Source organism: Stenotrophomonas sp. 169 (assembly GCF_014621775.1).
Lineage (GTDB): Bacteria > Pseudomonadota > Gammaproteobacteria > Xanthomonadales > Xanthomonadaceae > Stenotrophomonas.
In genome coordinates this window covers 1,632,187-1,650,674 of sequence record NZ_CP061204.1, presented here as the reverse complement: position 1 = coordinate 1,650,674, position 18,488 = coordinate 1,632,187, and the positions used below count along the sequence as shown (strand labels likewise).

Below are 18,488 nucleotides of genomic sequence, written 5' to 3'. Positions count from 1 at the left end.
TTACGGACGTCGCGGATTCTGCATCGGTAGCGCCGAGCCACGCTCGGCGGAATCGTCCAGGCAACGGCCCGCTGCGCTCGCCGAGCGTGGCTCGGCGCTACCGTCGACGCGCTGGCATCAGCCCCGCGCGGCCCACCACACACGCAACAAGGTGCGCACCGGGGTCGCTTCTATCGGCTTGCCATCGGCCTGTGCCTGCAGCCGGGCACGGGCCAATGCCGCCCATATCCGACGCGGCCGCGGGCCGGCAACGCGCCGACGCCACGGCTTCAACAGCATGCTGGCCCAGCGCTGGGCTGCCCCCGTCGCGTCCTGCTCCAGCAGTGATCGCGGGATGCCGGCAACACCGGCATCGAACAGCCGCTGCGCCATTGTCTGCGTCAGCACGGCCTGCCCTGCCCCACTGCGCAATCGATCTTCGAACAGCACCGCCTCCACGCCCGCCACGGCGTTGGCGTAGTCGCCCAGCGCGCGTTCCGCGGCCGGCGCATCGGGCGCAACGGCACGCGCATCGACCAGCGACGGCAGTGCATCAGCCAGCTGCGCCCACGGCGCACGCACCGGCTCCAGCACGCGCCCCAGCGGATGCCGTGAGCGCTGTGACGCCCAGCTGCGCAGCTCCTCGCCCCACCAGGCCAGCTTGGCATCGGCCGGCAGCGGGTCGCCGCTGGTGTTGAGCATGTCGTCGAATTCCTGCAGCAGCGCGAACCACGCCACGGTGCGCGCGCGGAGGTCTGGCGCCACGAATGGCTCGGCGACCGACCATTCCGGCCAGCGGGCTCGCCATTTGTCGAGGAAACTGTCCAACGCACTGCTGTTCACTACACGTCCTTCAAATAGAACCCGGCATGGGCCGGGAAAGTGGGCCACTGCGAGGCCTGTTGCAGGGAGACCGCATCTTCAACGTTGGTGTCGGCCTGCCAGGTCGCTGGATCGTCCTCGGCGAGGCGGTAACCCCAGAGCGCGGCGATTGATCGCATGCCCGCCGCGCGTGCCGCGATGATGTCGCGCTCGTCGTCGCCGACATAGACGCAGTGCGGGGCGCTGACGCCCATCAGCTGCGCGGCGTGGAGCAGCGGCAGAGGATGCGGCTTGCGCTGCGGCAGCGAGTCGCCGCCGACCAATACCGCACACCGGTCCTGCCAGTGCTGCTGGGGCAGGATCAGTCGTGCCAGGTACTCCGGCTTGTTGGTGACGATGCCCCAGCGCGCGCCATCGGCGTCCAACGCATCGAGCATGTCCGCCACTCCGTCGAACAGCACGGCATGCTGGCCGATCAGGCCTTCATAGCGCTGCAGGAACTCCGGCACCAATCCATCGCGTGCGGTGTCGGGCAGCTCGGGGAACGCAACCGCCAGCATGGCGCGCGCGCCCTTGGACACCACGGGACGAAGCTGCTCCAGCGACACCGCCGCGCGGCCGCGTGCCGCCAGCATCGCCGTGGTGGCGGCCACGAAATCCGGCGCGCTGTCCAGCAGGGTGCCGTCCAGATCGAACAGCACCGCGCGCGGGAAGCGCGCTGCGGTCATGCGGGCTTGACCGCGTGGGCGAGGTAATTGATGTCGGTACGGCTGCTCAGGCGCGCACGGTTGCGCCACGGCTCGTAGGCCATGCCACTGACATCCTGCAACTGCAGGTCCGCTTCGCGCAGCCAGCGCGAGAGCTCGGCCGGCTTGATGAATTCCTGGTAGTGATGCGTCCCCTTCGGCAGCAGGCGCGCCACGTACTCGGCACCGACAATCGCCACCGCGAACGCTGCCGCGGTGCGGTTGATCGTGGACAGGAACAACTGCCCGCCCGGCTTCAGCAGCTGCTTGCAGGCCTCGATGATGGCGGCGGGATCGGGCACGTGCTCGAGCATTTCCATGCAGGTGACCACGTCGAAACCTGCCGGCTGCTCGGCCGCCAGGTCCTCGGCTGCCTGTACGCGGTAGTCGACGGTCACTCCACTTTCCAGCGCATGCAGCCGGGCGACCTTGACCAGCTCCGGGGCAAGGTCGATCGCGGTGACTTCCGCACCGGCCTGGGCCAATGCTTCGCTCAACAGGCCACCACCGCAGCCGATATCCAGCACGCGCAGGCCGCGCAGCGGAGCGCGCTCGACCACGTACTGCAGGCGCACGGGATTGAGTGCGTGCAGCGGTTTCTGCGGGCCGTCGGCATCCCACCAGCGGGTCGCCAGCGCGGCGAATTTGTCCAGCTCGGCCTGGTCGAAATTGGAAGAAGGATTGGGGGCATTCATGTCGGGAGTCCTTGCGGCGCTAGACGCACGCGGATGGGCAGTTCAGGCACGTACGTGGCGGATGCGCTCGCGCCACTGGCGTGCGTTGGCGATGATGCCCGGCAGGTCCATGCCGACCAGCTCGCGCTGCAGCAGCTTGGGCTGTCCGGCAATCCAGACGTCGCTCACCTGCTGCCGGCCGGTGGCATACACCAGTTGGGACAGCACGTTGTGCAGCGGCTGGGTTTCCAGTGCGGACAGGTCCACGCAGACCAGGTCGGCCTGCTTGCCGACTTCGATCGAACCGATGCGCTCGCCGAAGCCCAGCGCGCGCGCACCGCCCAGTGTCGAGGCACGCAGCGTGGTCGCCGCGTCCAGTGCGGTGGCATCGTTGGCGACGGCCTTGGCCAGGATCGCCGCGGTGCGGTTCTCGCTGAACATGTCCAGGTCGTTGTTGCTGGCGCAGCCATCGGTGCCGATCGCGAGATTGACGCCGGCCCGCTCAAGCGCGCACGCCGGACAGAAGCCGGACGCCAGCTTGAGGTTGGATTCGGGGCAGTGCACCACGCTCACGCCACGTTCGGCGCACAGGTGGATCTCCGCCTCGGTCAGCTGGGTCATGTGCACGGCGATCAGGCGGTCGTTGACCAGGCCCAGGCGATCAAGTCGCGCGAGCGGACGCTGGCCATGCAGCTTGATCGAATCGGTGATCTCCTGAGCGGTTTCATGCGTGTGCAGGTGCACCTGCATGTCCAGCTGGTCGGACAGCATGCGCACGCGCTCGAAGTTCGCATCGTTGACCGTATACGGCGCGTGCGGGGCGAACGACGTGCCGATCAGCGGATCGTTGCGCCACTGGTCATGCAGCTCGCCGGCCTTGGCGAAGTACTCGTCATCGGACTTCGCCCACGCCGTGGGGAAATCGATGATCACCGCGCCGACCAGCGCGCGGAAACCATGTTTCTTGTAGACAGCCGCCTGCACGTCACCAAAGAAATAGTTCTCGTTGGCGCACGTAGTGCCGCCGCGCAGCATCTCGGCGATGGCCAGCGTGGTGCCGTCGGCCACGAATTCCGGCCCGATCACCGCCGCTTCCACCGGCCAGATGTGCTGCTGCAGCCAGGTCATCAGCGGCAGGTCGTCGGCCACCCCGCGCAGGAGCGTCATCGGATTGTGCGTGTGGGCATTGACCAGCCCGGGCATCAGTGCAGCGTCCGGACGGCTCACTACCTGGGCGGCGCTGAAGCGCTCGCGGGCATCGGCGCGCGGCAGGACGGCGATGATCTCTCCGTTGCGAATGGCCACCGCATGGTCTTCCAACACAACCGCATGCGGCTCGATCGGGACCACGTAGCCCGCTTCGATCAGCAGGTCACAGGCTTCGGGGGTGCGCAGGGTATCGGTCATGCGGGCTCACTTGGCTGGGGGCGGCGGGCCTGCCGTGGGGGCGGCCGTTGGCCGTCCCCCCTGTAGAGCAGGTAGCAGACTGCCGGCGGCCGTCTGCCAGGTGGAGCAGCAGCAGACGGCCAGCGGCCGTCTCTGCCGTAATCCGGCTTGGCCGGATTACTTTACGCGTGCGGAGTATTCGCCCGAACGCGTATCGACCTTGATGATTTCTTCCTGGTTGACGAACAGCGGCACACGCACCACTGCGCCGGTTTCCAGCGTGGCCGGCTTGCCGCCGCCGCCGGAGGTGTCGCCGCGCACGCCGGGATCGGTCTCGGTGATCTTCAGCTCGACGAAGTTCGGCGGCTGCACGAAGATCGGCGAACCGTTCCACAGGGTCACGATGCAGGACTCTTCGCCCTTCAGCCACTTCTCCGCGCCGCCCATGCCGGCCTTGTCGGCCTGGACCTGCTCGAAGGATTCCGGATCCATGAAGTGCCAGTACTCGCCGTCGCTGTACATGAAGTCCATGTTGGTGTCGACGACGTCGGCCACTTCCACGTTGTCGGTGGCTTTCATGGTCAGTTCGACCGTACGGCCGGACTTGATGAAGCGGTAGCGCACGCGGGTGAAGGCCTGGCCCTTGCCCGGCTTGATGAATTCGGTTTCCGAGATGACCGCCGGTTCATTGTTGACCAGGATCTTCATCCCGTTCTTGACATCGTTCATGCCCGCAGTGGCCATGCTCAAGCTCCTCAAATGGCGAAACCGCCGCATGTGCGGCGAGCCGGATAGAATGGAACGCCCACCGGAGGCCGGTGGGCGCTGATTTATATCCCCATGATAACCGCAGGCCCCCTGTCCATGCAGCTCTCTGCCGCTCCCCGCCCCGTCTCCGCCCGCTGGCAGCAGCTCTGGCGCCAGGCGATCCGCGACCCGGCCGAGCTGTTGTCCCGGCTGGGGTTGGATCCGGTGGCACTGGGCGTATCCGAGGCCGCGCTGCAGCAGTTCGCGCAGCGTGTGCCGGAGGGCTTCGCCGGGCGCATGCGCCATGGCGATCCGCACGACCCCCTGTTGCGCCAGGTACTGCCGATCAACGAGGAAATGCGGCGGGTCGAAGGATTCAGTTTCGATGCCGTGGGCGACGGTGCCGCAAAGAAGGCCACTGGCGTCATCCAGAAGTACCGCGGGCGGGCGCTGCTGGTCACCACCGGCAGCTGCGCGATCAACTGCCGCTACTGCTTCCGTCGCCACTTCGACTACGGCACGGAAAACGCGGCCAAGGGCGGATGGCAGGATGCGGTGCAGGCAATCGCCGAAGACCCGTCCATCGATGAAGTCATTCTGTCCGGGGGTGACCCGCTGTCGCTGGCCACGCACAAGCTGGTCGAATTGACCGACGCCCTGCGTGCCATCCCGCACATCCGCCGCCTGCGCATCCACAGCCGCCTGCCGATCGTGCTGCCCGAACGCGTGGATGACGAACTCATCGCCTGGCTCGGCAGCCTTCCCTGGCCGCTGGCCTTCGTGGTGCATGCAAACCATGCCAATGAGTTCGACGACAGCGTGGACACCGCGATGGCGCGACTGCGTGCGGCCGGCGTCCAGCTGCTCAACCAGGCCGTGCTGCTGCGCGGCGTCAACGACAGCGTCGAAGCCCTCGCCGCGCTGAGCGAACGCAGCTTCGCCGCCGGCGTGCTGCCCTACTACCTGCACCAGCTGGACAAGGTGGAAGGCGTAGCGCACTTCGAAGTCGACGACGCCCGCGCCAAGGCGCTGCTGGCCGCGCTGACCGCCCGCCTGTCCGGCTACCTCGTGCCCAAGCTGGTCCGCGAACTCCCCGGCGACCCCAGCAAGCGCCCGCTGTAGAAAAAAGGGGACGGAGGGGATTAAGTCGCATCTGGCCCACGCGGGCCAGATGCGACTTAATCCCCTCCGTCCCCTTTTTTCAGGCGCCGGATTCGATCATCTGCACGATCGCCGTGGCGGTGACCGGGTGACTCAGCCAGTAGCCTTGGGCGAGGTCGCAGCCGCGCTGGCTCAACAGCTCGAACTGCACTTCCTGTTCGATGCCTTCGGCGACCACGGTGATGCCCAGCGCATGGGCCATGGCGATGATCGCAGTAGTCAGGGCCAAGTCGTCCGGGTCGCGCTGCATGTCGGCCACGAAGCTCTTGTCGATCTTCACCCCGTCCACCGGCACTTGGCGAAGATGACTCAGGCCGGAGAAACCCGTACCGAAATCGTCCAGCCAGACTTTGACGCCTGTCCGGTGCAGCTTGTCCAACAGCTGTGCGGCGAGCATTTCATCGCCGATGACTGCGGTTTCGGTCAGCTCCAGGTGCAGGCGCGAGGCGGGCAGACCGGATTCATGCAGGCACTGCGCGACCAGATCCGGCAACTCGCCCCCGCGCAGTTGCCGCGGCGACACGTTGACCGACACGAAGAGACCTTCGTCATCCACGTTGCGGGGCCACTGCGCCGCTTCCATGCAGGCCGCACGCAGGACTTTCGGGCCGATGACTTCAATCAGCCCACTCTGCTCGGCCACTTCGATGAACACCGAAGGCGGAATCGTGCCCATCGTCGGGTGCTGCCAGCGCAGCAGCACTTCCACGCCGACCATGCGGCGATCCCGCGTGCGGAAGATCGGCTGGTAGGCCAGCCGCAGTTCACCGCGCTCCCATGCACCACGCAGCTCCTGCTCCATGTGCACGCGACGCTCCACCGCATGGTCCATCGCCCGGCTGTAGTACCGGTGGCAGTTCTTTCCCGCCATCTTGGCCTGGTACATCGCCACGTCCCCGTTCTTCAGCAGCGCGGTGGCATCGGCTGCATCATCGGGGAACAAGGTGACGCCGATGGAGGCGCCCAGAAACAGTTCCTTGCCGTGCACCCGGAGCGGCTTGCCCAGCTCGTGCACCAGACGGTCGGCCAGCTCGCGCGCACGTGCCGCCACGTCGCCCTCGCCGAGCAGGATCACGAATTCGTCGCCGCCGAAGCGGGCAAGCAGTGCATCGTCGCCCCCCGCCTCTGACACGGCATCGCCGATACGCTGCACGAACTGCAACAGGGCCTCGTCACCGGCATCGTGACCCAGCGTGTCGTTGACCCGCTTGAAATCATCCATGTCGGCGAACAGCAACGCCAAGCGCTGGCCCGACGCACGTGCAGCCATCAGGCGATGGTCCAGCGCCTCGCGGAAGGCGAGCCGGTTGGTCAGGCCGGTCAGGGCATCGGTGTAGGCCATGTGGCGGACCTCGCGGTCGTGCCGCGCAATCGCATCCCGCATGCGGGCGAAAGCGCGCACCAGCTCACCTACCTCGTCATCGCGATGGTTCTCGCGCAGTGGCACCTGGTAATCGCCGGCTTCGATCTGCCGTGCGGCCAGCGCCAGCCCTCGTATCGGGGCGACCAGCGTGCGCTGTACATACATCACCACGGCCACGCCGATCGCCAGCAGCAGCCCCAGCATCAGCAGCAGCCAGCCGAGGTGGCGCGTGCCTACCTGCTGCAGACGCTGGGCCAGGGTCTGGCTGGCCTGCGCCTCCAGCGCCTGGATCTCCTGCAAGGCCATGCCGACGCGCACGCCCCCAAGGCGCTGGTTGCCGATCATGATGGGCATGCTGTTTTCCAGCACTTTCGGCGACTCCTGCACCAGCGGACCGGTGGCCGCGATCGCGCCGGCCGCCAGCGGATCGGACATCGCCCGCCCGTAGCCGGGCACCGCGACGGTGCCGTCGTGCAGCAGACGGCCCTTGCCATCGAACACCAGCACATACCCCACCGCGCGTTGGCGGGCGATGTTGCGCACCAACGCGCCGACCTGCTCCAGGTCGTTGTAGTAGATGGGATTGGCCAGCGCATCCGCCAGCTCGCGCGCCATGATCTCGCCACGGCTGCGCGTGCTGCGATCGAACAGCTCATGGATCACCGTGCCGCTCAGCCGCGTGACCTCCCGCTGCGACGCCGCCTGCCGCCCCAGCAACACACCGAGGATCGCCACCACCACCAGCATCGCCCCGCCCATCGCGAGCACGAAGCGCGCCTGCATCCCAGACCCTAGCCGCCTCATTCCACTTCCATCCGCACGCGTACCAAGCCTCGTTTCAAATCATCCAGGCGCTGCTGCATCCGCGCATCGACGCGATGGAAGCCGGATGTACCAAAAAACCGTTCAAGCGCACCGCGCGCAGCGGGATCGTTCGCTGCATCCAGCAGCACCTGCTGCAGCCGGTCGCGCACGCGCACGTCCAGGTCGGCGCGCACCACTTCCACTGCGCGCGGATACGGCGCGGTGCGGAAGATCACCCGCAGATCATGCTTGAACGCCGGCGGCACGCGCCGCTCGTCGTCCCAGTCCACGCTGCTGACCACGCCGCCGTCCACCATGCCCTTCTGCACGAAGGTCGCGATGTTCAATTCGGTACGGGCGAACACATACCCCACCGCGTCAGCGGTCGGCACATCGTCGGGCGACTGCAGGATCTGCGGCACCATCCCGTGCTCGAGCAGGGTCATCGCCGGCACCAGGTACGCGCTGGTGGAGGCCACGTTCTGCAAGGCCACCGTGTGGCCGCGCAGATCGGCGAGCTGGCGCACCGGGCTTTCCTTCCGCACGAAAAACACGCTGTGGTAATCGCGCACGCCACTGCGCTCGGTGAGCAGCAGCGGGCGCGCGTCGGCACGCTGCCCGAGCGCGACGGCGGTGCCGGCGGTTTCTGTGACCCAGTCGACCCGACCCCGGCGCAGATAGCTGGCCATCTGCTGGGCATCGCGTGCCATCAGCACGCGGCCCTCGCGGATGCCAAGGTCGTGCATGTGCGCTACCACGTAGTCCAGCAACGGCTGCAGCTGTGGGTAATGCGCCTGCGGGTCATCGGTGATGCGCCCCAGCACCAGCACATGGCTGTCGCCCTGGCGGTTCGTGGGCACGGGTGCGGACGCAGCAAAGCACGTGCCTGCCGACAGCAGACACGCCAGGCCCAGCAGTCCCCACTGCATGCGTCCCAGCCAACCGATCACGATGACCCCCTTGGTGTAGGGGAAAGACTACCCGAAAAAGTGAGAACTGCGTCAGGCTATTTATCGCCCTCGTGGGCGATCCGGGCCATCCGCTGGGCATCGGCCAGGATGCCGCGCAGCAGGCGGACTTCCTGTTCGCTCGGCGCACTGCGCAGGAACAGGCGACGCAGCTTGCGCATCGCCGATTCCGGCGCCCTGCCCTTGTGGAACTCGATCTCTTCCAGCGTCTCACCCAGCTGACCGAAGAAGCTCTCCATCTGCTCGTGGCTGGCCGGCTGCTCGCGCAGGCCGGGCTCGACCACCGGCGCGGCGGCATCGCCCAACAAGCGCATGCGCACTTCGTAGGCCAGCACCTGCACCGCGGCAGCCAGATTGAGCGAACTGAAGGCCGGATCGGACGGAATGTGCACCGCGACGTGGCACAGCTGCAGCTCCTCGTTGGTCAGGCCGGTGCGCTCCCGGCCGAACACCACCGCCACCTCGGCCCCTTCGGCCGCCTTGCCAGCCACCCGTTCGGCAGCCAAGGTGGGCAGCAGCTCTTCCAGCTGCACCCGGCGGGCGCGGGCCGTGCAGCCCAACACCAGGGTGCAGTCCGCGACGGCGTCCGCCAGGGTCGCCACCACCGGCGCGTCGCCCAGCACGTCCTCGGCCCCGGCCGAGCGGCGGAAGGCTTCTTCATCAAGCGGCTTTTCCGGGGCGACCAGGACCAACCGGCTCAGGCCCATGGTCTTCATGGCACGTGCGGCGGCACCCATGTTACCGGGATGCTGGGTGCCCACCAGGACAAAACGGATACGGGGAGCTAGGGATGGATCGGACATGAACGCAGTAGTCGAGCTGGACGGCCTGCAATGGTAAACTGTGCGGCCGGCCACTGCGCCGGACCTGCTCTTTTCCCCCGCCAATCCCCCCTCTGCCCTCCCGGGAGCTATTACCATGCAGAAACCCGCCGTCACCGTCATGGTCAAGGCCGCCCGCCTCGCCGGCAATGTATTGCTGCGCAACATCAACAAGCTCGAGACGCTGAACGTCGTTCAGAAGGGCCGCATGGATTATGCGAGCGAGGTGGATGGCGATGCGGAAAAGGTCATCATCAAGGAACTCAAGCGCGCCTACCCCGAGTACGGCGTGATCGGCGAAGAGGGCGGCATCCAGGGCGCCAACCGCTACATGTGGGTGATCGATCCGCTGGACGGAACCAGCAACTACCTGCGCGGTTTTCCGCACTACTGCGTGTCCATCGCACTGGTCGAGAACGGCGAGCCGATCGATGCGGTCATCTTCGACCCGCTGCGCAATGAGCTGTTCACGGCCAGCCGTGGCGCCGGCGCGGTGTTCAACGATCGCCGCATCCGCGTGTCGGACCGCAAGGACCTGGAAGGCACGATGATCCACACCGGCTTCGCGCCGCGCGAGCGCGCCCGCGCCAGCGTCCAGCTGAAGACGCTCGATACGCTGTTGGTGCAGGCCGAAGACGTGCGCCGTACCGGCTCGGCGGCACTCGACCTGGCCTACGTGGCCTGTGGTCGCGCCGATGCCTACTTCGAAGCCGGCGTGAAGTCGTGGGACATCGCGGCGGGTGTGCTGCTGGTGCGCGAGGCGGGCGGCAAGGTCTGCGATTACAAGGGCGCCCCCCTGGGCCGCATGGACAACCGCGGCCCGGAAAACCACCAGGTGGTCGCCGGCAACCTGAAGGTGGCCGAGGCGCTGCAGAAGGTGCTGGTCAACACTGGCTACGCCGCCGAGTTCGAGGCGAAGTTCTAACGCTTCGCTTCGAAATCCGGCTGGTCGAACGGCGCCTGCGGGCGCCGTTCTGCTGTCTGGTGCAACAGCAGGATCAAAAGCAAAAGCAACAGCTGCAGGGCCGCTTGCTGGCGGGGCGGGGTGAATTGGCGGGGGACGGCAAGGGCCGCATCCATGCGGGCCTTGTTTCGCGCCATCCATGGCGCTCAACACCCCCGCCAATCCACCCCGCCCCACCTTCGGCAGGTCCATGGTGGCCATGGGGCATGCGGGCATAGGTAGCGCCGACCCATGGTCGGCGAGCGCAGCGGGCAGTTGGCAGGAACGTTCCGCCGACCATGGGTCGGCCTCGTTGACCCGTCGGGTGGAGGGAGCCCCTGAGTCAGGGGCGGCCGCAAAGCGGCGGGGTGTGGGTGCCGGTGAGACGGGGCCCGCGGTTTGCGCAGCAAAGCGTGGGAGCGACAGCGCGAATGCGATGGCGTGGACCCGCGCCATGGATGGCGCGAAACGAGGCACGCATGGATGCGGCCCTTGCCGTCCCCCGCCCAGCCCCACCGCCCGGCCCCCGGCTGCAGCTTGAAAGCAGCCAGCCGCGAGGCGGTCTCACCCGTTCGACCAATCCGCCTCAGACGGAGGTAGAAGCACGCAGTGCGGCAATGCGCTCGTCCAGCGGCGGATGGCTCAGCATCAGCTTGCGCATGCCCTGCCCGATGCCACCGGCGATGCCGAAGGCCGCCACCTGCGTGGGCAGCGTGCTCTGGCCATGATTGGCCTTCAGACGCTCCAGCGCCGCGATCATCTTCTGGCGACCGGCCAACTGCGCACCGCCCGTGTCCGCGCGGAACTCGCGGTGACGCGAGAACCACATCGCGATCATCGTGGCGAAGATGCCGAATACCATTTCCAGCACGAACACGATCACGTAATACCCGATGCCACGCCCACCGCCTTCGCGGTTGCCCGACATCGCACTGTCGATCACGCCGCCGACCACGCGGGCCAGCACGATCACGAAGGTGTTCAACACCCCCTGCAGCAGCGCCATGGTGATCATGTCACCGTTGGCCACGTGGGCGATTTCATGGCCCAGCACCGCTTCGGCCTCGTCCTCGCTCATGTTGTGCAGCAGGCCGGTGGACACGGCGACCAGCGCCTTGTTGCGATTGGCACCGGTGGCGAACGCGTTGATTTCCGGACCGTCGTACACCGCCACCTCCGGCATGCCGATGCCGGCTTCGCGCGCCTGGCGCTCCACGGTCTTCAGCAGCCAGCGCTCGGTTTCGTTGCGCGGCTCGGTGATCACCACTGCGCCGGTGGAGCGCTTGGCCATCCACTTGGACAACAGCAAAGAGATGAAGGAACCACCAAAGCCAAAGATCGCGGCCATCACCAGCAGGCCGCTCATCTGGTTGGGGTTGACCCCCAGCACCGACATCACGATACCGGCCAGCACCAGCACTGCGAGGTTGGTCAGAAGGAACAAGCCAATACGACTGAACATGGGGAAGGTAAGCTCTGATGAGGATGTCGACGCTCAATCTGCGGTGACTTCAGCTTGAATTCAAGCGCCAACCTGACCGACGATTCAGCCTCCATGACGCCCCCTATTCACTGCGGCCGCTTCGCGCCTTCGCCTACCGGCCCCCTGCACACCGGATCGCTGCTGGCGGCGTTCGCTGGCTGGCTGTTCGTTCGCCAGGCCGGGGGACGTTGGCTGGTGCGCATCGAGGATGTGGATCCCCCCCGAACCGTCGTCGGCGCAGCCCAGGCGCAGCTGCGCGTGCTGGATCATTTCGGCCTGGGCAGCGATGGCCCCGTGCTCTGGCAAAGCCAGCGCGCCCCGGCCTATCAGCAGGCCCTGGATGCCTTGCTGACCAGCGGCGAGGCGTTCATCTGTCACTGCAGCCGCTCCGAGCTGGCCGCCAACGGCGGCATCCACCATCGCTGCATCAGCCGCCGACCGCGACATGATCCCGCCGTGCGCCTGCGCGTGCCGCCTGGCAGCGTGGTGACGTTCAACGACGCCGTGCGTGGACCGCAGCAGCAGGACGTCCACACGCAGGTCGGCGATTTCGTGCTGCGCCGGGCAGATGGCTGCTGGGCGTATCAGCTGGCCGTCGTGGTGGACGATGCGGCGCAGGGCATCACCGACGTTGTCCGCGGTGCCGACCTGCTCGAGTCGACCGCAAGGCAGGTGCTCCTGCAGCGCGCGCTGGGACTGCACACCCCGCGCTATGCGCACCTGCCGCTGCTGCTGGGTACAGACGGCCGCAAACTGTCCAAATCAGATGCCGCACTGCCAATGGACGCAGGCGACCCTGTCCCTGTACTGAGGCAGCTTTGGCATCTGCTCGGCCAGGCACCGGAGGCCCTTGTCGATGCAACGGATCGGGATGATCTGCTGCGGCGCGCGGCATCGGCGTTCGATGCCGGGCGGATTCCCGATCACGACATTCTGCTGACCTGAAGGCGCACGCGGTGCGCTGATCATGCAGAATCCCCTTTCCCCTCCTGAATCGGAAGCGCAGCATGACTCCACGCGTCGCACTGGTCACCGGTGGTACCGGCGGCATCGGCACGGCCATCTGCCAACGCCTGGCCGACCAGGGCCACCGGGTCGCCACCAATTACCGTGACCACGAAAAAGCCTTGGCCTGGCAATCCGCCATGGCAGCGCGCGGCTTGTCGATCGGCATTTTTCCCGGTGATGTTTCCACCCCGGACAGCGCAGAGGCCATGGTGCGGGCAGTGGAGGCCGAACTGGGCCCGGTGGAGATCCTGGTCAACAACGCAGGCATCACCCGCGACACCACTTTCCACCGCATGCGCGCCGAGCAGTGGCACGAGGTCATCAACACCAACCTCAACTCGGTGTTCAATGTCACCCGCCCGGTCATCGAGGGCATGCGCCGCCGCGGCTGGGGCCGGGTCATCCAGATCAGCTCAATCAACGGCCTGAAGGGCCAGTACGGCCAGGCCAACTATGCGGCTGCCAAGGCCGGGATGCACGGCTTCACCATCTCGCTTGCGCGCGAGAATGCTGGGTTCGGCATCACGGTCAACACGATTTCGCCCGGTTACGTCGCCACCGACATGGTGATGGCCGTCCCCGAGGAAGTGCGGGCGAAGATCATTGCCGACATCCCCACCGGGCGGCTGGGCAAGCCTGGGGAGATCGCGTACGGCGTGTCCTTCCTGGTAGCCGAAGAGGCGGCGTGGATCACCGGCAGCAACCTGGACATCAACGGCGGCCATCACATGGGCTGGTGACGAGGGGATGCCCGCCGCGCAGCGGCAGGTCGCCCGCCTTGGGGCCGCCGCCGTGGCAACGGGCATGAAATGTTGCGCAACATGAAAACCCTTGTTGCGCAACATTGTTAGACGCATCCGGCACGTTTGAGGGGCATTCGGCCGTTGCAACAGCTGCTGCGCTGCGCCATGCTGCGCATCTATTGTGACGAGTGCTTGCTTCATGGCTGCTACACGCATCATCAAGAAGTATCCCAATCGCCGTCTCTACGACACCGAGATTTCCAGCTACATCACCATAGAGGATGTGCGCCAGCTGATCCTGGATGGCGAGGACTTTGAAGTCCGCGATGCCAAGACCGGCAACGACCTGACCCGTTCGGTCCTGCTGCAGATCATCGCCGACCAGGAGCAGGACGGTGAGCCGATGCTCTCCACCCAGCTGCTCAGCCAGCTGATCCGTTTCTACGGCGATTCCCTGCAGGGCTTCATGGGCAATTACCTGGAGCGCAGCATGCAGGTGTTCCTCGACCAGCAGCAGCAGTTCCGCCAGCAGATGGGCAACCTGCTGGGCCAGACGCCCTGGGCCATGATGAACCAGCTGACCGAGCGCAACCTGGAACTCTGGCAGGAGTTCCAGCGCAGCATGGGCACCGGCTTTGGTGGCCCGCGTCCGGGCGGCACCGCACCGAATCCCGGCCCCGGCCTGGGCCCGCGTCCGGGCCAGTCCTCCGGCTCCACCGCGCACAAGCCCGGCGAAGCGCCTGGCCCGACGGGCAGCAAGCCGCGCGGTCGCTGACAGCTCCGCTGCGCAGATACGAACGGCGCGTCCTGGCAGGCGCGCCGTTTTTCGTGCGGCCATCACGCAGCAGGCGACGTCGACTGACGTCGGCCCTGCGGGTTACACGCCAGCAGCTCAGCGCTTGGCGCGCACCCGCTCCACCTTGTAGCCCTTGGCACGCAGCTTCTCGACCACGCCATCACTGCCCAGCAGATGCAGGGTGCCCACCACCACCAGGGTACCGCCCTGCCCCGCCTGCAGGTATGGCTGCAGCTTGGGCAGCCACGCGTCGTTGCGATCGGTGTTGATGCGCTGGTAGAGCTGCGGGTACTGGCGCTTCATGTCCACCGCCATGCGGTTCCACATCAGGGCATCGTCACCGCGCCGCCACGCGTCGTGCAGCGCGCGGATCTCCGCATTGCCCTTGTCCGACAATTCAAGCGCTTCTTCCACCATCTGCCGCTGCTCGGTGATGCTCATGCCGGCGAGCACCGCGATCTGCGTGTCGATGCTCTCCAGGCCGGAAATCGGCTTTCCGGCCTTTGCCGCGCGCTCCATGAAATGCTTGTCCAGCCCAAGGGCAGGATCCAGGCCCATCGCCTGCATCTGCCCGATGCTGATGCTCAAGCCCACGAACCAGGGCTTCATTCCCTGCATCTGCGCAAGCGGCAGCGGGTGCTTGGTCGCATAGTCCTGCAGCTTCGCCCAGGTCGCATCGCCCAGGTCACTGCGCAGCTCCGTGCCATCGGTCCGCACGGCGGCCTGCACCATCTTCTTCGCCAGATCGGGCGACTCGATATCCGCCGCCGACAGCTCGAAGACCACGCGGTTCGCGGCGTCGAACGCGTTGTCCGCCTCCGCAGCGAGGGGGTAGTCGTCAGCGCGCAGCAGGTGAAACGAACCCAGCAGGTAGAGCCGCGCATCGCCTGCGCCGGTCACCTTCCACAGCAACGGTACGGGCGGGGCTGGCCGGGTGGTGCCGGCAGGCTTTGCTGCTGTTGCCGGGGCCGCTACCGCCCCTATGCTGCAGCAGGCCGCCAACATCAGCAGCGATGCACTCATCCAGCGGGAAACAGGTCGCTTCACTCAGCACTCTCCTTGGGCAGGTGGTAAGCGCGCTCGCCCGCCTCGACACGCAGGTCCAGCCGGTTCTCCGGTGGCGCGAGCGGACAGGTCGCGAAAGGGGTGAACGCACAGGGGGGATTGTAGGCGTGGTTGAAATCCACCAGGACATGGCCGTCCGCCCCCGGCGCGTCGGTATCCAGGTAGCGTCCGGCGGGATAGCTGCCGTGGCCACTGGTCCGGTCGGCGAAGATCAGGAACAACGGCGCGCCGTGCTCGCCGATCGCCTCCAGCCGATACGCCTGCCCGTCGCGCTCGAAGGTCACCGTGCCGGCGTTGGGCATGGCGGTGGTCAGGCCGGTGATGTCCACGATCGGCAGGGTGCGGCCGGGGGGGTGCGGCAGGAACCGGGCACGCACCTGCCAGTCGGCACCTCCCGGCCAGTACTCCAGTCCGGTGAAGCCCGTGCGCGATGCCGCCTCGGCGTGCTTGATGCGCAGCGCGAAGCGTTCACCGCGATGGATGAGGCTGAGCTGGCCTTTACCCTGGTCGAAGGCGATGCGCGTGGGCTGCGCGTCGTGGTCGCTGTTGAAGGCGATGCGCCCCGTCAGGGGCTTGCCGTCCACGCTCAGCGCCACCCCTCGCTCGGGTGTGAATGACCAGCGATCGCCCTGCCGGCTGACCATGCCCAGCTTGTCTGGACCGACGGCGAGGCGAATGCCGCTGCCGGGCCCGCGACCGATGTAGTGCGCTTTATGTTCCAGCCAATGCAGTCCGACCAGGGCGGTCCAGCCGTCAGCGGCGGTGAGCTCGGTATAACGCTGCATGCGCCATTGCTGTTGCTGTGCGGCGAACGCGGGATCGTCCGGCACGGCGGCAGCCGGTTCCGGTGCCTTGCCGCCGCACCCCGCCAGAAGCATCGCCATCGCGATGACCGCCATGGACGCCACTCCCCGCGGCCTGCCCTTGTGCTGCATCCCCATTGCCGCCCCCTTCAACGACCGCGCAGGAACCAGCGGTCGATTTCTGCCAGTGAAAAACGCGCCCAGGTCGGGCGTCCATGGTTGCACTGCCCCGAGCGCTCGGTGATCTCCATGTCGCGCAGCAGGCCGTTCATTTCCGGCACCGTCAACCGCCGATTGGCACGTACCGCACCGTGGCAGGCCATCGTGGACAGCAGCTCATCGCGGGCCGTGGCGATGCGGCGCGACTGCCCGTGCTCACGCAGGTCGCCCAGCACATCGCGCAGCAGTCCTTCCGGCTCGGCGTTGGCCAGCAGCGCGGGAATGCTGCGCACATGCAGCGCGCCGGGGCCGGCGCGAGTGATGTCGAAGCCCAGCGCGACCAGCGTATCGACTTCGCGCTCGGCGGTGTCCGCTTCGCGCTCTCCTACGGCCAAGGTGATCGGCACCAGCAGCGGCTGCGCGTGCAGGCCGATCCCATCGTGCGCGGTCTTCAACCGCTCGTAGCCGATGCGCTCGTGGGCGGCATGCATGTCCACCACGATCAGGCCTTCGGCGTTCTCCGCCAGGATGTAGATACCGTGCAACTGCGCGATCGCGTACCCCAGCGGCGGCACGCCCGCGTCGGCGCTGGTCACCGGCAGACCGTATTCGCCGGAACGGGTCTGCAGCATCGTGTCGCCCTGCGGGCCCATCCCCGGCTCCGCAGGCCCGCCATACAGGGCAGCGTAGGCGGCCGGCGCATCAGCGACCTGCAGGCCGAGCGGTGATTGCTGCGCCCCCCAGGAGCCGCCGCCAGCGCCCGATCCACTCCGCGCCAGGCCCCACCCTGCGCCTTGCTGCAGCGGCGCACCTGCTGCGATGGCCGCACCGCCGCCAGCACCGATCTCCTGCACCGACATGCCAGCGCGGGTGTCGGCCAACGCGTCCTTCAACGTGCGGTAGACGAAGTCGTGGATCAGGCGCGCATCACGGAAACGCACCTCATGCTTGGCGGGATGCACATTGACGTCCACCCGGGTGGGGTCCAGCTCCAGGAACAGCACGTACGCCGGCTGCCGGCCGTGGAAAAGCACATCGCCATAGGCCATCTTCACCGCATGGGCGACGCTGCGGTCGCGCACCGAGCGGCCGTTGACATAGAGGTACTGCTGATCGGTACTGGCACGCGAGTAATGCGGCTGGGCGATCCAACCGTGCAGGCGCAGGCCGGCGCCACTGTGATCGACACGCACCGCCTGATTGGCGAAGTCCTCGCCCAGTGTTTCGCCGATGCGCGCATCGGAATACAGATCACCCGGTTTGTACCGGCGCGAGGCCTTGCCGTTGTGCGACACGCGCAGTTCCACATCGGGGCGGGCGAGCGCCAGCGAACGCAGCCATTCTTCGATGTGGCCCAGCTCGGTGCGCTCGGCGCGCAGGAACTTGCGCCGCGCCGGCACGTTGTAGAACAGCTCGCGCACCTCGACCGTGGTGCCCGGTGCGTGCGAGCGCGGCATTACCTCGCCCAGCTTGCCGCCTTCGATCTGCAGCGCGGCACCGTGCTCGTCATCGGCGCGACGCGAGGACAGGGTGAAGCGACTGACCGAGGCGATCGATGGCAGGGCCTCCCCCCGGAAACCAAGCGTGGCCACGGCTTCCAGGTCGTCGAGGCTGAATATCTTGCTGGTGGCGTGGCGCGACACGGCCAACGCCAACTGATCGGCCGCGATACCGCTGCCGTTGTCGCGGATGCGGATCAGCCGCACACCGCCTTCTTCGAGGTCGATGTCCACCCGGGTCGCACCGGCATCGATCGCGTTTTCGACCAGTTCCTTGACCACCGATGCCGGCCGCTCGACGACTTCGCCGGCGGCGATCTGGTTGATCAGGATGTCCGGCAAGGGCCGGATGGTGGCGCTCATGCAGGCCCCCGGCGGCATGATGCGGGCGGGAACGAAAAAGAGGGGAAACGGAGATCTGACTTCATCTGCTGATGATAGCGGATGCCTGACGCAGGCCGCGCTGCGCGCTCGCCGAGCATGGCTCGGCGCTACCGGGGGGTGCGGATGCCTGACGC

17 protein-coding genes and 1 pseudogene are annotated in these 18,488 nt (G+C 67.0%); 5 read left to right on the top strand and 13 right to left on the bottom strand.

Annotated elements, in window-relative coordinates; all coding sequences use genetic code 11:
• Nucleotides 1-117: 117 nt before the first annotated feature.
• The 5 genes from ICJ04_RS07120 to efp form a co-directional block, all read right to left on the bottom strand.
• Nucleotides 118-822 (bottom strand): squalene/phytoene synthase family protein, encoded by a 705-nt coding sequence (locus tag ICJ04_RS07120; protein ID WP_188326816.1) that lies wholly within the window; start codon nucleotides 820-822, stop codon nucleotides 118-120.
• Nucleotides 822-1,529: a phosphoglycolate phosphatase gene (locus ICJ04_RS07115; RefSeq protein WP_188326815.1), complete on the bottom strand. Its 708-nt coding sequence runs from the start codon at nucleotides 1,527-1,529 to the stop codon at nucleotides 822-824. The genes ICJ04_RS07120 and ICJ04_RS07115 overlap by 1 nt, the downstream gene beginning before the upstream one ends.
• Complete coding sequence (ubiG, locus tag ICJ04_RS07110) at nucleotides 1,526-2,242, bottom strand: bifunctional 2-polyprenyl-6-hydroxyphenol methylase/3-demethylubiquinol 3-O-methyltransferase UbiG (RefSeq protein WP_188326814.1); 717 nt, start codon at nucleotides 2,240-2,242, stop codon at nucleotides 1,526-1,528. Before ubiG ends, ICJ04_RS07115 begins: the two co-directional genes overlap by 4 nt.
• A gap of 42 nt (nucleotides 2,243-2,284) precedes the next feature.
• The gene (locus tag ICJ04_RS07105) at nucleotides 2,285-3,628 is read right to left on the bottom strand and encodes a TRZ/ATZ family hydrolase (RefSeq protein ID WP_188326813.1); all 1,344 of its coding nucleotides are present in this window, start codon (nucleotides 3,626-3,628) and stop codon (nucleotides 2,285-2,287) included.
• 156 nt (nucleotides 3,629-3,784) lie between these two features.
• Nucleotides 3,785-4,351 carry an elongation factor P gene (gene efp, locus ICJ04_RS07100; RefSeq protein ID WP_188326812.1) on the bottom strand — a complete coding sequence of 189 codons (567 nt, stop codon included), beginning with the start codon at nucleotides 4,349-4,351 and terminating at the stop codon, nucleotides 3,785-3,787.
• Between the two features lie 120 nt (nucleotides 4,352-4,471).
• Between efp and epmB the strand changes: the two genes are divergently transcribed.
• Nucleotides 4,472-5,476, top strand: a complete 1,005-nt coding sequence (gene epmB, locus ICJ04_RS07095; RefSeq protein ID WP_188326811.1) for an EF-P beta-lysylation protein EpmB — start codon at nucleotides 4,472-4,474, stop codon at nucleotides 5,474-5,476.
• A 79-nt stretch (nucleotides 5,477-5,555) separates the two neighbouring features.
• Here the strand turns inward: epmB and ICJ04_RS07090 are convergent, their stop codons facing one another.
• From ICJ04_RS07090 to ICJ04_RS07080, 3 genes are all read right to left on the bottom strand, one after another.
• The gene (locus tag ICJ04_RS07090; RefSeq protein WP_188326810.1) at nucleotides 5,556-7,682 is read right to left on the bottom strand and encodes a GGDEF domain-containing phosphodiesterase; all 2,127 of its coding nucleotides are present in this window, start codon (nucleotides 7,680-7,682) and stop codon (nucleotides 5,556-5,558) included.
• The gene (locus ICJ04_RS07085) at nucleotides 7,679-8,611 is read right to left on the bottom strand and encodes a phosphate/phosphite/phosphonate ABC transporter substrate-binding protein (protein ID WP_188327232.1); all 933 of its coding nucleotides are present in this window, start codon (nucleotides 8,609-8,611) and stop codon (nucleotides 7,679-7,681) included. The genes ICJ04_RS07090 and ICJ04_RS07085 overlap by 4 nt, the downstream gene beginning before the upstream one ends.
• Nucleotides 8,612-8,688: 77 nt before the next feature.
• Entirely contained in the window at nucleotides 8,689-9,453 is a 765-nt protein-coding gene (locus ICJ04_RS07080; protein WP_188326809.1) for an RNA methyltransferase, read from the bottom strand.
• Between the two features lie 115 nt (nucleotides 9,454-9,568).
• On the opposite strand from ICJ04_RS07080, the gene ICJ04_RS07075 reads away from it, so the two are divergent.
• Nucleotides 9,569-10,396 (top strand): inositol monophosphatase family protein, encoded by an 828-nt coding sequence (locus ICJ04_RS07075; RefSeq protein ID WP_188326808.1) that lies wholly within the window; start codon nucleotides 9,569-9,571, stop codon nucleotides 10,394-10,396.
• Here the strand turns inward: ICJ04_RS07075 and ICJ04_RS07070 are convergent.
• Both ICJ04_RS07070 and htpX read right to left on the bottom strand, forming a co-directional pair.
• Nucleotides 10,393-10,551 (bottom strand): hypothetical protein, encoded by a 159-nt coding sequence (locus tag ICJ04_RS07070; RefSeq protein ID WP_188326807.1) that lies wholly within the window; start codon nucleotides 10,549-10,551, stop codon nucleotides 10,393-10,395. The genes ICJ04_RS07075 and ICJ04_RS07070 overlap by 4 nt on opposite strands.
• 449 nt (nucleotides 10,552-11,000) lie before the next feature.
• Nucleotides 11,001-11,876: a protease HtpX gene (htpX, locus tag ICJ04_RS07065; RefSeq protein ID WP_188326806.1), complete on the bottom strand. Its 876-nt coding sequence runs from the start codon at nucleotides 11,874-11,876 to the stop codon at nucleotides 11,001-11,003.
• A 93-nt stretch (nucleotides 11,877-11,969) separates the two neighbouring features.
• Between htpX and gluQRS the strand changes: the two are divergent.
• The 3 genes and pseudogenes from gluQRS to phaR all read left to right on the top strand — a co-directional run.
• Nucleotides 11,970-12,885: pseudogene (gluQRS, locus tag ICJ04_RS07060) on the top strand (tRNA glutamyl-Q(34) synthetase GluQRS); the annotation flags it as partial.
• A 19-nt stretch (nucleotides 12,886-12,904) separates the two neighbouring features.
• Entirely contained in the window at nucleotides 12,905-13,645 is a 741-nt protein-coding gene (gene phbB, locus ICJ04_RS07055) for an acetoacetyl-CoA reductase (RefSeq protein WP_188326804.1), read from the top strand.
• Between the two features lie 202 nt (nucleotides 13,646-13,847).
• Nucleotides 13,848-14,423 carry a polyhydroxyalkanoate synthesis repressor PhaR gene (gene phaR / locus ICJ04_RS07050; protein WP_223203005.1) on the top strand — a complete coding sequence of 192 codons (576 nt, stop codon included), beginning with the start codon at nucleotides 13,848-13,850 and terminating at the stop codon, nucleotides 14,421-14,423.
• Nucleotides 14,424-14,540: 117 nt separating this feature from the next.
• Here the strand turns inward: phaR and ICJ04_RS07045 are convergent, their stop codons facing one another.
• From ICJ04_RS07045 to mutL, 3 genes are read right to left on the bottom strand one after another with little or no spacing between them, the layout of a single operon-like run.
• Nucleotides 14,541-15,467: a TraB/GumN family protein gene (locus tag ICJ04_RS07045; protein ID WP_188327231.1), complete on the bottom strand. Its 927-nt coding sequence runs from the start codon at nucleotides 15,465-15,467 to the stop codon at nucleotides 14,541-14,543.
• A gap of 20 nt (nucleotides 15,468-15,487) precedes the next feature.
• Complete coding sequence (locus ICJ04_RS07040) at nucleotides 15,488-16,408, bottom strand: DUF1684 domain-containing protein (RefSeq protein WP_188326803.1); 921 nt, start codon at nucleotides 16,406-16,408, stop codon at nucleotides 15,488-15,490.
• Between the two features lie 53 nt (nucleotides 16,409-16,461).
• Nucleotides 16,462-18,333, bottom strand: coding sequence for a DNA mismatch repair endonuclease MutL (mutL, locus tag ICJ04_RS07035; RefSeq protein WP_188326802.1), 1,872 nt, complete (start codon nucleotides 18,331-18,333; stop codon nucleotides 16,462-16,464).
• Between the last annotated feature and the right edge of the window lie 155 nt (nucleotides 18,334-18,488).

Excerpts from the sequence above, each read along its gene's own strand:
- ICJ04_RS07075 (WP_188326808.1), top strand. The coding sequence starts at position 9,569 with ATGCAGAAACCCGCCGTCACCGTCATGGTCAAGGCCGCCCGCCTCGCC.
- ICJ04_RS07115 (WP_188326815.1), bottom strand. The coding sequence starts at position 1,529 with ATGACCGCAGCGCGCTTCCCGCGCGCGGTGCTGTTCGATCTGGACGGC.
- ICJ04_RS07070 (WP_188326807.1), bottom strand. The coding sequence starts at position 10,551 with ATGGATGCGGCCCTTGCCGTCCCCCGCCAATTCACCCCGCCCCGCCAG.
- htpX (WP_188326806.1), bottom strand. The coding sequence starts at position 11,876 with ATGTTCAGTCGTATTGGCTTGTTCCTTCTGACCAACCTCGCAGTGCTG.
- ICJ04_RS07080 (WP_188326809.1), bottom strand. The coding sequence starts at position 9,453 with ATGTCCGATCCATCCCTAGCTCCCCGTATCCGTTTTGTCCTGGTGGGC.
- ubiG (WP_188326814.1), bottom strand. The coding sequence starts at position 2,242 with ATGAATGCCCCCAATCCTTCTTCCAATTTCGACCAGGCCGAGCTGGAC.
- ICJ04_RS07090 (WP_188326810.1), bottom strand. The coding sequence starts at position 7,682 with ATGAGGCGGCTAGGGTCTGGGATGCAGGCGCGCTTCGTGCTCGCGATG.
- mutL (WP_188326802.1), bottom strand. The coding sequence starts at position 18,333 with ATGAGCGCCACCATCCGGCCCTTGCCGGACATCCTGATCAACCAGATC.
- ICJ04_RS07085 (WP_188327232.1), bottom strand. The coding sequence starts at position 8,611 with ATGCAGTGGGGACTGCTGGGCCTGGCGTGTCTGCTGTCGGCAGGCACG.
- epmB (WP_188326811.1), top strand. The coding sequence starts at position 4,472 with ATGCAGCTCTCTGCCGCTCCCCGCCCCGTCTCCGCCCGCTGGCAGCAG.
- phaR (WP_223203005.1), top strand. The coding sequence starts at position 13,848 with ATGGCTGCTACACGCATCATCAAGAAGTATCCCAATCGCCGTCTCTAC.
- ICJ04_RS07045 (WP_188327231.1), bottom strand. The coding sequence starts at position 15,467 with ATGAGTGCATCGCTGCTGATGTTGGCGGCCTGCTGCAGCATAGGGGCG.
- phbB (WP_188326804.1), top strand. The coding sequence starts at position 12,905 with ATGACTCCACGCGTCGCACTGGTCACCGGTGGTACCGGCGGCATCGGC.
- efp (WP_188326812.1), bottom strand. The coding sequence starts at position 4,351 with ATGGCCACTGCGGGCATGAACGATGTCAAGAACGGGATGAAGATCCTG.
- ICJ04_RS07105 (WP_188326813.1), bottom strand. The coding sequence starts at position 3,628 with ATGACCGATACCCTGCGCACCCCCGAAGCCTGTGACCTGCTGATCGAA.
- ICJ04_RS07040 (WP_188326803.1), bottom strand. The coding sequence starts at position 16,408 with ATGGCGGTCATCGCGATGGCGATGCTTCTGGCGGGGTGCGGCGGCAAG.